This window comes from uncultured Formosa sp. (genome assembly GCF_947500765.1).
Classification (GTDB): Bacteria; Bacteroidota; Bacteroidia; order Flavobacteriales; family Flavobacteriaceae; genus Formosa.
Genome location: NZ_CANMTH010000003.1, coordinates 454,526 through 470,471 on the forward strand (window position 1 = coordinate 454,526; position 15,946 = coordinate 470,471).

Sequence of the window (15,946 nt, forward strand, 5' to 3'; positions counted from 1 at the left end):
ATCCGTATGAGGCGAAAATTAGCATTATTATTTATTGGTTGTTGTAGTTATGTCGCATCTGCTCAATTGGGTGGTGAGTCTACTTATCAATTTTTAAATTTAGTGTCATCTCCACGTCAAGCTGCTTTAGGCGGAAAAGTACTTACCAATGTCGATTACGATGTTACACAGGCGTTATACAATCCAGCAACTATTAATGTTGAAATGGATAATCAGCTCGCTTTAAACTATACCAGTCATTTAGGTGCTGTAAGTTATGGTACAGCTGCTTACGCATATACTTACGACAGACGTACAAAAACATTACATGCGGGAATTACCTATGTAAATTATGGAGAATTTGATGGATACGATGAAGATGGGAATGAAACAGGAACATTTACAGGAAGTGAATCTGCTTTATCTGTAGGATATGCTACGCGTATTGGGTATTCAGATTTTTATGTAGGCGCTAATCTTAAATTCATAACATCTACTTTAGAACAATATTCATCATTAGGTGCTGCAGTAGATTTAGGTATGATTTACATCGACGATAAATTAAATTTTAATGCAGCTTTAGTGATTAGAAATTTTGGTACACAGATAACAACATATGCAGGACAGAATGAACCTTTACCTTTTGAAATTGATTTAGGATTCTCTCAAAAATTAGAAAATGTCCCCATTCGTTGGCATGTAACTCTAGAAAACCTACAGGAATGGCCCATAGCAGTTTCTAATCCTGCGCGAGTAGAAAGTGATTTAGAAGGTAACCAAACCGAAGAAGATGTTACTTTTGTACAAAATGTTTTCCGTCATACTATTTTAGGAGCAGAATTATTCCCTGATAGCGGATTTAATATTCGTATAGGATACAGTTTTAGAAGAGGTGAGGAGTTACGTATCGTAGACGAACGAAATTTTTCTGGATTATCTGCAGGAATCGGAATTAAAATGAATAGAATGCGATTTAGCTATACGTATGCCAAGTATTCAAGTGCAGCGAGTTCAAGCTATTTCGGAATTAATATAGATTTACAATAATGAAACAAATTACAATTGCTATAGACGGATTTTCGTCAACAGGAAAAAGTACAATTGCTAAATTGATAGCAAAATCTTTAGAATATATTTATGTAGATTCTGGAGCGATGTATCGTGCAATTACTTTTTTTGCAATGAAAAAAGGGATGATTACTCCAGATCATTTCGATAGAGAAGCACTTATTTCAGAATTACCTAACGCACAAGTCTCGTTTAAATTTAATGAAGAATTAGGCTTTGCCGAAGTCTATTTAAATAATGAAAATATAGAGAAAAGCATACGTACTTTAGAAGTTTCTAATTTAGTAAGCATTGTGGCAGCGGTTCCAGAAGTAAGAGCTCAATTAGTGAAAATACAAAAACATATAGGTAAAAATAAAGCCGTTGTTATGGATGGTCGTGATATAGGAACTGTTGTTTTTCCAGATGCAGAACTTAAAATTTTTATGACGGCTACTGCAGAAACTCGTGCTTTACGACGTTATAATGAATTAAAAAATAATGGTGAACATATAACTTTTGAAGCCGTATTAGAAAATGTACAAAAACGAGATCATTTAGATAGTACACGAGAAGATTCTCCTTTAATGAAAGCAGACGATGCTATAGCTATCGATAATTCTAACGCAACTATAAAAGAACAGTTCGATCATATCTTAAAACTTGTAGAATCTGTTATAAAAGAATAAATAAAAAAAGAGCAATCTAATAGATTGCTCTTTTTTTTATTAAAAGAATTCCAATTATAAATTTGGAATAATTAATTCTTGATCCGGGTAAATAACATCAGGATTCTTAAGAATATTAGTATTTGCTTTAAAAATTGCTTGGTATTTTGAAGCGTCTCCATAATATTGTTTTGCAATTTTCCCTAAAGTATCACCACTTTTCACAGTATGTCTGTGAAAAACACTAGTATCTTCAACACTTATGTTTGCCATTATATCTGTAGGACTTTCACCACCAATAGCTTTAATTTTATCCCAAATTTGATTTTTATCATACTGTGTTTTAGCAGTACCTTTTACTTTTAAAACACCATTTTCTTCAGATACGTCTCCATTTTGAATGTTAAGTGATTCACCTAAATCAAGAACGTCTTGATATTTTGCTTTTGCTGTCATAATTAAAATGTATTTATTGTGATTACAAGATATTAATTTTCTTTTAAGAAGAAGTATTTTTTTTAACAATTAGAAAATAACAATAATGCACTTGTTTCCAGTAGTTTAATTTAGATTATAAAATTAGGCTATATTAAAAAATATAATTAATTTTGCACTCCTTTTAGCAACTTTTGGAAAGATAAGAGGAACTGAAAAATTTATATATAACACTTCTATGTGTTCGTTGCATAATTCTTCCAAGAATATATAGGATACAAGATGTAATGTAGTTAGTTAACGCGAAAGCAAAGACAAATACATTATTAATTTATTATTTAATGGCTGAAAAAGCAAAACAAGCTGAAGTTGAAGCAACTGAAGCACAATCTGTAGAAGCTCCACAAGTATCTGAAGCTCAAGCAAACCCTGAAAAATTCTTAGCAGATTTTAACTGGCACAACTACCAAGAAGGTATTGATGAAGTTGAAGATTCTCAATTAAAAGAATTTGAAAAATTAGTAGCAGAAAATTTCGTTGACACATTAAACGACGAAGTAGTAGAAGGAACTGTAGTACACATTTCTGACCGTGATGCTATTATTGATATCAATGCTAAATCTGAAGGTGTAATTTCGTTAAACGAATTCCGTTACAACCCGAACTTAGCAGTTGGTGACAAAGTAGAGGTGTTAATTGATGTGCGTGAAGATGCAACAGGACAATTAGTATTATCTCACAGAAAAGCGCGTGTAATTAAAGCATGGGATCGTGTTAACAATGCACATGATACTGGTGAAATCGTTAATGGTTTTGTTAAGTGTAGAACTAAAGGTGGTATGATCGTTGACGTATTTGGTATTGAAGCATTCTTACCAGGTTCTCAAATCGATGTTAAACCAATTAGAGACTACGATCAATATGTAAACAAAACAATGGAATTCAAAGTTGTGAAAATCAACCACGAATTTAAAAACGTTGTTGTGTCTCATAAAGCACTTATCGAAGCTGATATTGAAGAACAGAAAAAAGAAATTATTGGTCAATTAGAAAAAGGACAAGTATTAGAAGGTGTTGTTAAAAACATTACGTCTTATGGTGTCTTTATCGACCTTGGTGGAGTAGATGGATTAATTCACATTACAGATCTTTCTTGGTCTAGAATTAACCACCCTAACGAAATCGTCGAATTAGATCAAAAATTAAACGTTGTTATTCTTGACTTCGATGAAGACAAATCAAGAATCCAATTAGGTCTTAAGCAATTATCTAAACACCCTTGGGATGCTTTAAGTGAAGAAGTTAAAGTTGGAGACAAAGTTAAAGGTAAAGTAGTTGTAATCGCAGATTACGGTGCATTTATCGAAGTTGCAGAAGGTGTTGAAGGTTTAGTTCACGTTTCTGAAATGTCTTGGTCTACTCACTTACGTTCAGCTCAAGATTTCGTATCTGTTGGAGACGAAGTTGAAGCAGTTATCTTAACTCTAGATAGAGAAGAACGTAAAATGTCTCTTGGAATTAAGCAATTAACTCCAGATCCATGGACAGACATTACTACTAAATACCCATTAGCTTCTAAGCATACAGGTATTGTACGTAACTTTACAAACTTTGGTGTATTTGTTGAATTAGAAGAAGGAATTGACGGATTAATTTATATCTCTGATTTATCTTGGACTAAGAAAATTAAACACCCATCTGAATTCTGCGCTGTAGGAGATAAATTAGATGTTGTTGTATTAGAATTGGATGTTGAAGGACGTAAATTATCTTTAGGTCACAAACAAACAACTGCTAATCCTTGGGATAAATATGAAACTGAATTTGCAGTAGGTACTGTACATACAGCTGCTATCGCAGAAGTTGTAGATAAAGGTGCTACAATCGACTTTAACGAAGATATCGTTGCTTTCGTTCCTTCTCGTCATTTAGAGAAAGAAGATGGTTCTAAATTAGGAAAAGGAGATTCAGCAGAATTCAAAATCATCGAATTCAACAAAGAATTTAAAAGAGTAGTAGCTTCGCATACTGCTATCTTTAAAGAGGAAGAGATTGCTAACGTAAAAGCTGCTGTTAAAAAACAGTCTGCTGCTGCAGCAGAATCTAAACCAACTTTAGGAGATGCAAACGATGCTTTACAAGCTCTTAAAGACAAAATGGAAGGAAAATAATTTTCTAACCATTTATAATTTAAAAGCCTTCCAAAAAATTGGAAGGCTTTTTTTATGTTTTATACCTTTGGTAATCCCAAGTATTAAATTTTTACATTACCTTTGTTAAGCAAATACGTTTGGAAACAATATGAGTCAAAAAGTGTTACTTAATGCAACAGAGGTAAACATCATTCTTCATCGATTGGCTTGTCAACTTATTGAAAAACATAACGATTTTACCAATACCGTTTTAGTAGGATTACAACCCAGAGGGAAGTTCTTAGCTAAGCGGTTAGCCAAAATTCTAAAAGAAGATTATAAGATTAAAGATCTTAAGTTAGGCCTTTTAGATATTACTTTTTATCGTGATGATTTTAGAAGAAGTGACAAACCTCTGGAAGCCAATACCACAGAAATAGATTTTGTAGTTGAAAATAAAAATGTTGTTTTTATAGACGATGTTTTATATACAGGACGAAGTATTCGTGCTGCACTTACTGCAATTCAATCTTTTGGAAGACCAGAAGAAATAGAACTATTAACGTTAATAGATAGACGTTTTAGTAGACATTTACCTATACAGCCAAATTATCGTGGCCGTCAAGTAGATGCAATAAATAAAGAAAAAGTAATAGTACAATGGCAAGAACAAGGCGATGAAGATGCCGTGTACTTAATAAATAATTAGACTAAGATGAGCGAATTAAGTGTGAATCACTTACTAGGTATTAAATATCTTAAAAAAGAAGATATTCAATTAATTTTTGAAACTGCCGATCATTTTAAAGAAGTTATTAATAGGCCCATTAAAAAAGTGCCTTCACTTCGAGATATTACTATTGCAAATCTGTTTTTCGAAAATTCTACGCGAACGAAATTATCTTTCGAACTCGCTGAAAAACGATTATCTGCAGATGTAATCAATTTCTCAGCATCTCAATCTTCGGTTAAAAAAGGGGAAACCCTAATAGATACTGTAAACAACATTTTATCTATGAAAGTAGATATGGTCGTTATGCGTCATCCCAATCCTGGAGCTGGTGTATTTCTGTCTAAACATGTTAATGCAAGTATTGTTAATGCAGGAGACGGTGCCCACGAACATCCAACCCAAGCTTTATTAGATTCGTATTCTATACGCGAACGTTTAGGTGAAGTTAAAGGTAAAAACGTGGTTATTGTTGGAGATATTCTTCATAGTCGAGTAGCCCTTTCAAATATATACGCATTACAACTTCAGGGTGCTAAAGTTATGGTTTGCGGACCAAAAACTTTAATTCCGAAATATATAGATAAACTTGGAGTGACAGTTGAAACGGATTTACGTAAGGCTTTAGAATGGTGTGATGTTGCCAATATGCTTCGTGTACAAAACGAACGTATGGATATTAGTTATTTTCCATCTACTCGAGAATACACACAACAATTTGGTGTAGACAAAGCATTACTAGATAGTTTAAATAAAGAGATTACCATTATGCACCCAGGTCCTATTAATCGTGGTGTAGAAATTACAAGTGATGTTGCTGATTCTAAACAAGCCATTATTTTAGACCAAGTACAAAATGGTGTAGCGATTAGAATGGCTGTAATTTATTTATTAGCTTCAAAAATAAAACAATAATTATGATTTTAAATACAGAAGGTAACACCACAATTGTTACTCAAGAACATGCAACTCCAGCCCAATTAGTAAAAAAAATGGAGGAATCATATTCAAAATTTAAAAACGACAATGTTATTGTTAACTTATCGTCTTTAAATAAACTCTCTTTAGAAAATATTATTGAATTTCTTCAATTTTCAAATACCCATAGAAAAGCTAAACATTCTTTTGTACTTGTATCAGACAAAACAAATTTAGATCAGCCAATAGAAGAAATAATTGTAGTGCCTACCTTAGAGGAAGCTTACGATATTATCGAGATGGAAAACATGGAACGCGATCTAGGATTTTAAGTTATGCAATTAACTATTCTTGGTTGTCATAGTGCAACCCCTCGTATTTCTGCGCATCAAACCTCACAAGTTTTAGAGATTAAAAATCATGTATTTTTAATTGACTGTGGAGAAGGTACCCAAGTACAACTTAGAAAATACAAGGTTAAATTTAACCGTATAAAACATATTTTTATATCTCACCTTCATGGCGATCATTATTTTGGTCTTGTAGGTTTAGTATCTACTTTTAGATTATTAACTCGAGAAACCGATTTACACATTTATGGCCCAAAAGGTCTAGAAGAAGTCATTACACTTCAAATGAAACTCGGAGGTTCTTGGACTAATTTCAAACTCATATTTCACGAATTAACATCTAAAGAATCTGAATTAATTTATGAAGATGATAAGGTTGAAGTACACACCATTCCTTTAAAACATCGTGTATACACCAATGGGTTTCTGTTTAAAGAAAAAACGGGTGAACGTAAACTTAATATGAATGCTATTTTAGAAGATAATATCCATGTGGCTTACTATAGAAAATTAAAGCAAGGTGCCAATATTATAAATGAAGATGGTAATTTAGTTAAAAATGAAACAGTAACTAAAGCACCATCTAAACCCAAAAGTTATGCATTTTGTAGCGATACAGTCTATACCGAATCTATTGTACCTATTATAAAAAATGTCGATTTGTTATATCATGAATCTACATTTTTAGAAAAACATGAAAAAAATGCTTTTCCTACAAAACATTGTACTGCCAAGCAAGCCGCTAGTATTGCCAAACAAGCAAATGCTAAACAACTTGTTTTAGGTCATTTTTCTACACGTTACGATGATTTAGATGAATTTAAAACAGAAGCTCAAGAAGTTTTTGAACCTGTAGATATAGCCGCAGCTGGCAAAGTATTTAAAGTTTAATTTATACTATATTACGATTATGGAAGAACAAGATTTAAGTAATTATAGAAAAACTTACGATAAAAGAGAACTTCTAGCAGAAGATACTCCAGAAAACCCATTAGAGTTGTTTAGAACGTGGTTTATGGACGTAGATCAGCATTTCTTAGAAGACGAAACTAACGCCATGACAGTCTCTACAATAGGTTTAGATGGGTTTCCAAAGAGTAGAGTAGTGCTCTTAAAACGCTATACATACGAAGGGTTTATTTTCTATACTAATTACGAAAGTGAAAAGGGAAAAGCCATTTTAGCAAATCCAAATGTATGTCTGTCTTTTTTTTGGCCAAAAGCAGAACGACAAATTATTATAAAAGGTGTTGCCGAAAAAATTGCTCCAAACATGAGTGATGGTTATTTTGAATCACGCCCAAGAGGAAGTCAATTAGGAGCGATAGTCTCTCACCAAAGTGAAGTTGTTGAAAGTCGTGAATTCTTAGATTCTAAATTAAAAGATTTGGAAGATTCCTTTGAAGGAAAAGAAATTCCAAGACCAGAGTATTGGGGCGGATTTATTGTAAAACCAGTTGAACTTGAATTTTGGCAAGGCAGACCTAATAGATTACATGATCGAATTCGCTACAAACTAGAAGACAGCTACGATTGGAAAAAAGAGCGATTATCGCCTTGATTATTCTGTTTTAAAACATAATTAATTTTATTTTACACACCTCTTTTTTATAGTTATAACACATTTAATTGAAGATAGATTATTTTTTATTAATCAAAAAAAGTAGTATTCTTATAATGCTACATAATTTAATTTTAATTAACTTCAATACTTCAACTATTTATAAAACAATGAATTATGATATGTTTTAATAAGCATCACTTCATTATAAGTACTTTAATTATTTCTTTTTGTCTTACAGCTTCTTGTAAACAGGAAAAAGAAACGGCTTTATCTGATTTAGAAATAGTCGAATCTACGTCTTCAACCATTTTTGTGTCCGATAACAATGAAAATGAATATGTGGTCATTACAAACTCAGGGAGTAAAGATGGAATGATAACTGTTTACGATACTAAAGAGAGAATAGATTATATTTTAAAACATATAGAAAATGCAAATGGCACAAAATATAAAAATGAAAACGGTTATACGTTATGGACTAAAGGTAGTGCTTTTACATGGAGTAAAGACAATGATATAATTGCTAAAGGACACCTTAAAACAACAACTTTTGAGGTTGAAAAAGAACCTGCTATTTCTAAATTAAATACTGCGTATTATGGTAATTATGTAAATAGTGGTTACAAAAAAAAAGAGGATGGACACGATTGGGTTGCTATAATAATTAAGCCAATAGACGAATATAGAGCAAAGATTATAATACGTTCTAGAGGAGATAAAAAAAGAGGAACTTGTACTTTTGATGCCATTGGAAATGTAAGTTCTGAAAACACTTTAAAGGTTATTGAAAACAGTATTAACATTGTATTTACTTTTACTGCAGATGGAGTAACAATATCTACAGATACTGAAACAGAAAACGAAGCATTACAGTATTTTTGTTCTGGAGGAGCAAGTTTGTCCGGGACATATACAAAATTAAAAGGTGTTTTAGATACAGAACAAATCGATAAAATTGGCTATTCTAAAACATTAAGCTATAATAATGTTTTTTATAATATTGAAGAAAATAAAGGCATTATAACTATGACTCCTAGAGGATTAGATATTGAATCTTTAGAAATAAGTGCTGTTCATGGGGAAATTATTAATGTAGAAATAGATGATTTAAATAACGATACATTTCCAGAAATACTAGTTTATACAACATCTGGAACAGATAAAAGAGGCGAAGTTTTTGGATTTTCTGTAAATAATGAAAAATCCATGAGTACAATAAAAGTTTCTAATACTGCCGAGCTTAATGAAGCGCATTCAGGCTATCAAGGACATGACGAATTTGCTATGGTTGAAGGTACATTTATTCAACGGTTTCCTATTTATGAAAACAATCAACCTACAGGAAAAACAAGACAAATTCAGTATAAATTAGATGAAGGCGATAATGTTTTAAAACAATTAGTGTTAGATAAAATCGTTGAATATTAACATTGCAATTATCAACTTAAAACAAAAAATCTCGAGCTTATAAACTCGAGATTTTTTATTCTTAATATTTTTAATAAAAACTTAAATATTATAACATTCTTATTATTTAGTATACACTTGATTTTCCTGTTCTGCAACACGAATAAATGTAGTGCGTTTTGTTAATTCTTTTAAACGAGCAGCACCCACATACGTACATGTACTTCGTATTCCTCCCAAAATATCTTGTAGTGTATATTCTACAGGACCTTTAAAAGGTACTTCTACAGTCTTACCTTCACTTGCTCTATACTCTGCAACACCACCAACATATTTGTGCATTGCAGTTTCGCTACTCATGCCATAAAATTGTTTAAATTGTTTGCCTTCACGTGTTATTAATTCTCCGCCACTTTCTTCATGTCCAGCAAGCATACCTCCAAGCATTACAAAATCTGCTCCAGCACCAAACGCTTTAGAGACATCTCCAGGAACAGCACAACCGCCATCACTAATTATTTGTCCGCCTAATCCATGTGCTGCATCTGCGCACTCTATAATCGCAGAAAGTTGCGGATAACCTACACCTGTTTTAACTCGAGTAGTACATACAGATCCAGGACCAATTCCTACTTTAACAATGTCTGCACCAGAAAGCAATAATTCTTCAACCATTTCTCCTGTAACAACGTTTCCTGCTATAATTACTTTATCAGGATGCTGAGCTCTAGTTTTTTTCACAAATTTTACAAAATGTTCAGAATATCCGTTTGCAACATCAATACATATAAAACGAAGTTCAGGATGTGTTTTAAAAATCTGTTTCAGTTTTTCGCTATCATTAGCATTTGTTCCAGTGCTTACTGCTATGTAATTTTCAATACCTTTTGGAGCTTCTAACATAAATGCATTCCATTCTTCTAAACTGTAATGTTTTTGAATGGCTGTAAATAAGTTATGTTTTGCTAAGGCTAAGGCTAAAGAAAACGTACCTACGGTATCCATGTTTGCAGCCATAATGGGAACACCTGTCCATTTGGACTGACTATGTAAAAATGTAAATTCTCGATCTAAACTTACTTGTGAACGGCTTTTTAATGTTGATCTTTTGGGGCGAAACATAACATCTTTAAAGCCTAATTTTATTTCATTTTCAATACGCATACAAGTGGGATTTTATTACTTTATAAAAATACATTAAAGTTCTTTATAAGAAAAAATATTGCAAAAAATAGCCCAAACTTTAATTAAGTTTGGGCTTTATATATGTTAGAATATAATTCTATTTTGAAGCTAAAAAACTAATTTCAACATTTACAAATTTAGGTAAGTTTGCAACTTCTACAGTTTCTCTAGCAGGGGCCGTGGCTTCATTAAAATACTGACCATAGATTTCGTTTATTTGAGCAAAGTTATTCATGTCACTAATAAAGATAGAGGTTTTAATAACATCTTCGAAAGTCATATCTGCAGCTTTTAAAATAGCCTCCATATTTTTCATGACTTGAGTTGTTTCAGTTTTAATATCATCTAAAACCAATTCGCTAGTTGCTGGATTAATTGCTATTTGACCAGAAGCATATAACATACCATTTTTTAAAACAGCTTGATTGTAAGGACCAATAGGAGCAGGAGCATCTGGTGTTGTAATAATTGTTTTCATATATATAATTTTATAGACTTTTATCTGATTGCAAACGTTTATCGTACTTAAGATCGCTTAAAATACTTGATTTTATACCAATAAAGAAGTACCATGATTTACTAGTTCCAAAGGGTACCCAACTAAAATTCATTTTCCAACTTAACAAATCACGTTCTAAACGTAATTGGGTATAGGTAAATCCCATATCTTTGAAATCGTAACCTGACGATGCTCCCACACTCCAACGTGGAGAAAGTGAAACATCTCCAGAAAACATTAAGGAATGTGACGAAATCTCGTTCTGCCTAGCGGAATTGGAATAATTAACAGCATAGGCTAAGTTTAATGTCCAGGGTATTTTATAATTATAGAATTTGTTATCATTTTCCTTATCTTTCTCATCTTCATCCTCTTCTTTATCATCAAAAAAACTATTATTAGAAAAATCCTGAGACACACCAAATAAGTCGTCATCACGTCCTCCACCACGTAAATTTTCTTGTATCCCTTTATCGTCTTCTTTAGATTTTCCACTAAATAATTCGTTAGATAAAGAGTAACTTAAAGTTAAGTTCGCACTTGTTAATCTAAACAGACTTCCATTATTATTAATATTATATACATCGACCTTAGAATTAGTATTGTCTAAAGCATAAGGATCTAGAGTAGCTCCAAAGTTGATATTCATTTTACTATCAAAAACAGATGTTCCTCCACTAATTCTAAGAGGACTCCATTGTAATGAATCTCCTGCAAAATTATAAGATGTTGAAAACGTTAAACTATTTATAAGTGTAATCTTTTTTGCTTCTGTTGCTGTACTATCTTTATCTTTTATTTTCGCTTCTAAGTTATTGGATAACGAAAATCCTACAGAGGATGAAAAATTTTCGTTAGGAGCGCCGTATATAGATTCTTCAAAACGGGAATACGTTTCAAGAGCAGTTCCATCGGTAGAAATAACTTCATACGTATCGTAATACTGATCGAAAGACGGTGTTAAACTGTAGCTAATAGACGGTCTCATAACGTGTCTTATCGCTTGAATTTTAGGATCTTTTCCCTCTCCTTTAAAATCGAACATACCATAAATAGTTGTTCCCAAACTAGCACTAAAATTATAAGTTCTATAGGCATCGAAACCATTTACAGTTTCAGTAACTGTTTCATCTAAATCTTCGTCGTAATATCTATTTATGGTTTTAAATGTCCAGTTTTCTTCAAATGTGGTTCCTGTACTTAAACTTAAATAATTAAAAAGTTTAAAGTTGGTACTTATTGGTATAGTATGTTGTACACCTGCTTCGGCATCTTTAAACATTTGAGGTTTGAAAAATAAAGAATCGGTAGTTTCAATCTGATTTTCAGCATCTACAGAATACTGAAAATTTATATTATCAATAATACCGCTTTTTGTACCTGTCTTTGGTGCAAAGGGGTAAACCCGATCTACACTACCAGATATATTTGGTAAGGACATATTAATAACCTCAGTAGTCGTATTCTGTGAATGTGTTGCCGCTACACTAACATTAACCTGTGGTGAACCTGTAAATGATTTTGAATAAGCTACAGAAGATGATAATGTATTATTTAAATAGTTACCTGTGTTTAATGAATTTACAGAGGTCTGATAATATGAACTACTCCCTAAGTTTACAGAGGCAGAAAAACTTGAGTTTGGATTAGATTTTGAATCCTGACTATGAGACCAACGAATGTTATATATAGTAGATTTAGAATAGTCGGGAAACCCTTTTTCACTATCAATTAAGCTTTCATATCTAAAAGACATCTTACCACTAAACTTATATTTTAAAGCATAACTACTTTCAACATTAAAACCATAACTACCATTGGTATAATAATCTCCTAAAACTGTTAAATCTGCATAATCGCTCATTGCAAAATAATATCCACCATTTTGAAGAAAATACCCACGATCACTATCTTGACCAAAACTAGGAATAATAATACCTGAGGTTTGTTTATCTGTTAAAGGAAAAAAACCAAAAGGCATCGCTATTGGTGTAGGTACATCTGCAATAACCATATGGGTTGGCCCTACAACAATTTTCTTGTCTGGAACAAATTTAATCTTACTCGCTTTAAAATAATATTCTGGATTATCTACATCTTCAGACGTTGTAAACTTCGCTCTGGCCATGTAAATAACCGAATCGTTTTCTTTTTTAACAATAGGAGCTAGGATATTAAATCCGCTCTGTTCTGTTTTAGAATTATAAATTAATGCTTTTTGAGTATCAAAATTAAAACGAATAGAATCAGGTTCTACTACACTTTCTGCTTGGGTAAATACTGGTTTTTGAACCAGTGTACCTGTAGAATCTTTAATACGACCTGCATAAACTTCATTCTTACTATAATCAATAACAATTATACCAGCTTTAATGTTCATATCTTGATAATCTACTTCAGCTTCATTATAAAGGTACAGTTTTTGCTCAGCTCTATTAAAAGAAGTATAATCTTTAGCTGAATACTTTACGATATCAGTTAAAAATTCTTTTTTATGTTTTACACTATCATGTAAAATGGTATCTTGAGCGCGTTCTGTTATTTCTTTTGCTGCTAAACTATCTACACTAATTGTTGGATTAAAAAAAGAAGTTTCAGGAGTTATAGCTTTAATTGCCTTTACAGGTGTAGGCAAGTCTTGAGAATAGCCAAAAGTGTTGATAAGCACTGTAAAACTTAAAGCTAAAAGTATTTGAAAGTAGTTTGAACGCAATGCTTTTAAATGTATTTTTGTAAAGTTTAAAATAGTGTTTTAAAAAAGTCAAAATTACATATATATTTTTTGAGAACGATTAATATTCACTAAATTTTAATAATAAACAGTAGCCTTTACATTTATAGTCTTTATGAGAACAAAACCTATTATATTTATATTACCTATTTTATTCTTCTTTTTGTTAACAGCATTCACTAGCGATAAATCTCTCAAAACCAACAAATTCGTTGTTGTTTTAGATGCTGGTCATGGTGGTCATGATCCAGGAAAACCTACAAAATACGGGTTCACGGAAAAAGAAGTCGCTTTAAAAATTGTGTTAAAAATAGGAGCAGAGTTAGAGAAAAATCCTGATATAAAAGTGATTTACACCCGTAAAACAGATGTTTTTGTAACGTTAAGAGGGCGTGCAAAAATTGCTAATGAAGCAGATGCAGACTTATTTGTATCTGTACATTGTAATGCACACGACACTCAAGCTTCGGGAACAGAAACATATGTTGTAGGTGTTGCCAATACCAAACGTAATTTTGATGTGGCAAAACTAGAAAACGAGGTAATCCTTTTAGAGGATGATTACGAAACACATTACGATGGCTTTAATCCTAATGCACCAGAATCTTTAATTGGGTTAACATTAATGCAAGAAGATTATATAGATCATAGTATTTTACTAGCAAGTATGATTGAAAATAATTTTACAAACAAATTAAAACGTAAAAGTAGAGGTGTAAAACAAGCCAGTTTATGGGTTATGCATAATACCTACATGCCAAGTGTACTTATTGAAACTGGATTTATAACGAATAATGAAGAGGGACATTATTTAAATTCTAACAAAGGACAAATAGAAATTTCTTCAGCAATTAGAGATGCTATTTTAGAATACAAAAAAACGTTAGATTTAAATGTTGGTGAACATATTGGCACACCAAGAAAACAACCAATAACTAAAGACATAGAGGAATTGGATGAAGAAATAGCTGTAGAAACTACAGTACCAGAAGAAACCAAAACATATAGCCAAATAGAATTTAAGGTGCAAATTGCTGCAAGTTCTACAAAGTTAGAAACTAAACCTTATAATTTTAATGGATTAAACCCAATATCTAGAGGTAAAGTAGGACGTTTGTACAAATATTATTATGGTAGCGCTTCAACTTATACTGAAGCAAAAGGGTTATTATCTCGAGCAAAAGCAAAAGGATTTAACACCAGTTATATCGTGGCTTTTAAAAATGGAGAACAAGTACATATTGATACAGCACTAAAAACAGCATCAAATTAGTGAATTCTAATTATATTATTTCTAATTTTGTTTATTAACTAAAAACATTGCTTTGAAGATATCAAAAGAAATCAAAATAGCAGTCCTTGTTATTGCAGGGATTATATTTTTAATATTTGGAATTAATTTTTTAAAAGGTGAAAATTTATTCTCTTCTTCTAGAACATTTTATGTTAATTACGACAATGTTGAAGGTTTAACACTATCAACCCCTGTTACAATTAGCGGTTTACCTGTTGGTAAAGTCAAAAATATTAAATTAAAAGACGATGCAACCTTAATAGTTACATTACTTATAGATAATGATTATTCATTTTCTAAAAATAGTACTGCAGAACTTTATGATACTAGTTTAATTGGAGGAAAATCTATTGCTATTATTCCTGCTTTAGATAATGCAGAACTAGCAAAAGATGAAGATTTTTTAATTGCAAATAGAAAATCTGGATTAACAGATTTACTTGGAGAACAATTAGCGCCTTTGCAACAAAAAATCGAATCGTTAACACAGAATGCAGATTCTTTACTTTTAAGTTTTAGTAATATTTTTGATGATAAGACTACAAATAATCTTAAAAATGCTATTGCGTCTTTAGACCAAACAATAACATCTTTTAATTCTACATCACAATCTTTAAATAGAATATTAACAAGTAATGAAGATAATATAAACGTAACATTATCTAATTTAAATAATACAACTAGTAATTTTTCTAAGATTTCAGATTCTTTAGCTGCAACAAATATTTCTGGAGTGGTAAAGAACTTAGAGCAATCGTTAGCTTCTTTTAACGGCGTATTAGATGATGTAAATAATGGTGAAGGTTCTTTAGGTAAATTATTAAAAGACGACCAATTATATGATAATTTAGAAGGCGCAACACTTCAACTAGAACAATTGCTTCAAGATATGAAACTTAATCCTAAGCGTTATATTCATTTTTCTGTATTCGGAAAAAAACCAAATGATTTTGATGCTGTAGAAAATCAAGCTGAAGATAATGGTACAAATTTGGAAGTACAGTAAC

The 15,946-nt window shown here is 31.6% G+C and carries 15 protein-coding genes; 11 read left to right on the forward strand and 4 right to left on the reverse strand.

Translation table 11 applies throughout. The features are described 5' to 3' along the window. Positions 1 to 6 precede the first annotated feature (6 nt). Together porQ and cmk are read left to right on the forward strand one after the other, a co-directional pair. The gene (porQ, locus tag Q1B05_RS08295) at positions 7 to 1,026 is read left to right on the forward strand and encodes a type IX secretion system protein PorQ (RefSeq protein ID WP_299779521.1); all 1,020 of its coding nucleotides are present in this window, start codon (positions 7 to 9) and stop codon (positions 1,024 to 1,026) included. Continuing rightward, positions 1,026 to 1,715 carry a (d)CMP kinase gene (gene cmk / locus Q1B05_RS08300; protein WP_299779523.1) on the forward strand — a complete coding sequence of 230 codons (690 nt, stop codon included), beginning with the start codon at positions 1,026 to 1,028 and terminating at the stop codon, positions 1,713 to 1,715. The genes porQ and cmk overlap by 1 nt, the downstream gene beginning before the upstream one ends. A gap of 54 nt (positions 1,716 to 1,769) precedes the next feature. Here the strand turns inward: cmk and Q1B05_RS08305 are convergent, their stop codons facing one another. Further along, positions 1,770 to 2,150, reverse strand: a complete 381-nt coding sequence (locus Q1B05_RS08305; RefSeq protein ID WP_299779525.1) for a LysM peptidoglycan-binding domain-containing protein — start codon at positions 2,148 to 2,150, stop codon at positions 1,770 to 1,772. Between the two features lie 320 nt (positions 2,151 to 2,470). On the opposite strand from Q1B05_RS08305, the gene rpsA reads away from it, so the two are divergent. From rpsA to Q1B05_RS08340, 7 genes are all read left to right on the forward strand, one after another. Beyond that, complete coding sequence (rpsA, locus tag Q1B05_RS08310) at positions 2,471 to 4,300, forward strand: 30S ribosomal protein S1 (RefSeq protein WP_299779527.1); 1,830 nt, start codon at positions 2,471 to 2,473, stop codon at positions 4,298 to 4,300. Positions 4,301 to 4,430: 130 nt separating this feature from the next. Further along, positions 4,431 to 4,970, forward strand: coding sequence for a bifunctional pyr operon transcriptional regulator/uracil phosphoribosyltransferase PyrR (gene pyrR / locus Q1B05_RS08315; RefSeq protein ID WP_299779529.1), 540 nt, complete (start codon positions 4,431 to 4,433; stop codon positions 4,968 to 4,970). A 6-nt stretch (positions 4,971 to 4,976) separates the two neighbouring features. Further along, positions 4,977 to 5,906 (forward strand): aspartate carbamoyltransferase catalytic subunit, encoded by a 930-nt coding sequence (locus tag Q1B05_RS08320; RefSeq protein ID WP_299779531.1) that lies wholly within the window; start codon positions 4,977 to 4,979, stop codon positions 5,904 to 5,906. 2 nt (positions 5,907 to 5,908) lie between these two features. Further along, complete coding sequence (locus tag Q1B05_RS08325) at positions 5,909 to 6,241, forward strand: ribonuclease Z (protein WP_299779533.1); 333 nt, start codon at positions 5,909 to 5,911, stop codon at positions 6,239 to 6,241. 3 nt (positions 6,242 to 6,244) lie between these two features. Next, positions 6,245 to 7,150 (forward strand): ribonuclease Z, encoded by a 906-nt coding sequence (locus Q1B05_RS08330; protein ID WP_299779536.1) that lies wholly within the window; start codon positions 6,245 to 6,247, stop codon positions 7,148 to 7,150. A 19-nt stretch (positions 7,151 to 7,169) separates the two neighbouring features. Further along, a complete protein-coding gene (gene pdxH / locus Q1B05_RS08335; protein WP_299779538.1) occupies positions 7,170 to 7,820 on the forward strand; it encodes a pyridoxamine 5'-phosphate oxidase in 651 nt (216 codons plus the stop codon). Between the two features lie 177 nt (positions 7,821 to 7,997). Further along, positions 7,998 to 9,251 carry a hypothetical protein gene (locus Q1B05_RS08340; protein WP_299779540.1) on the forward strand — a complete coding sequence of 418 codons (1,254 nt, stop codon included), beginning with the start codon at positions 7,998 to 8,000 and terminating at the stop codon, positions 9,249 to 9,251. Positions 9,252 to 9,353: 102 nt separating this feature from the next. Here Q1B05_RS08340 and Q1B05_RS08345 read toward each other — a convergent pair whose 3' ends face one another. The 3 genes from Q1B05_RS08345 to Q1B05_RS08355 form a co-directional block, all read right to left on the reverse strand. Beyond that, positions 9,354 to 10,394 (reverse strand): GMP reductase, encoded by a 1,041-nt coding sequence (locus tag Q1B05_RS08345; RefSeq protein ID WP_299779542.1) that lies wholly within the window; start codon positions 10,392 to 10,394, stop codon positions 9,354 to 9,356. 118 nt (positions 10,395 to 10,512) lie between these two features. Further along, a complete protein-coding gene (locus Q1B05_RS08350) occupies positions 10,513 to 10,893 on the reverse strand; it encodes a Rid family detoxifying hydrolase (protein WP_299779544.1) in 381 nt (126 codons plus the stop codon). A gap of 10 nt (positions 10,894 to 10,903) precedes the next feature. Beyond that, a complete protein-coding gene (locus Q1B05_RS08355; RefSeq protein WP_299779546.1) occupies positions 10,904 to 13,627 on the reverse strand; it encodes a putative LPS assembly protein LptD in 2,724 nt (907 codons plus the stop codon). Between the two features lie 133 nt (positions 13,628 to 13,760). On the opposite strand from Q1B05_RS08355, the gene Q1B05_RS08360 reads away from it, so the two are divergent. Continuing rightward, the gene (locus Q1B05_RS08360) at positions 13,761 to 14,918 is read left to right on the forward strand and encodes an N-acetylmuramoyl-L-alanine amidase (RefSeq protein WP_299779547.1); all 1,158 of its coding nucleotides are present in this window, start codon (positions 13,761 to 13,763) and stop codon (positions 14,916 to 14,918) included. Positions 14,919 to 14,970: 52 nt separating this feature from the next. Beyond that, the gene (locus Q1B05_RS08365; RefSeq protein ID WP_299779548.1) at positions 14,971 to 15,945 is read left to right on the forward strand and encodes an MlaD family protein; all 975 of its coding nucleotides are present in this window, start codon (positions 14,971 to 14,973) and stop codon (positions 15,943 to 15,945) included. Position 15,946 lies beyond the last annotated feature (1 nt).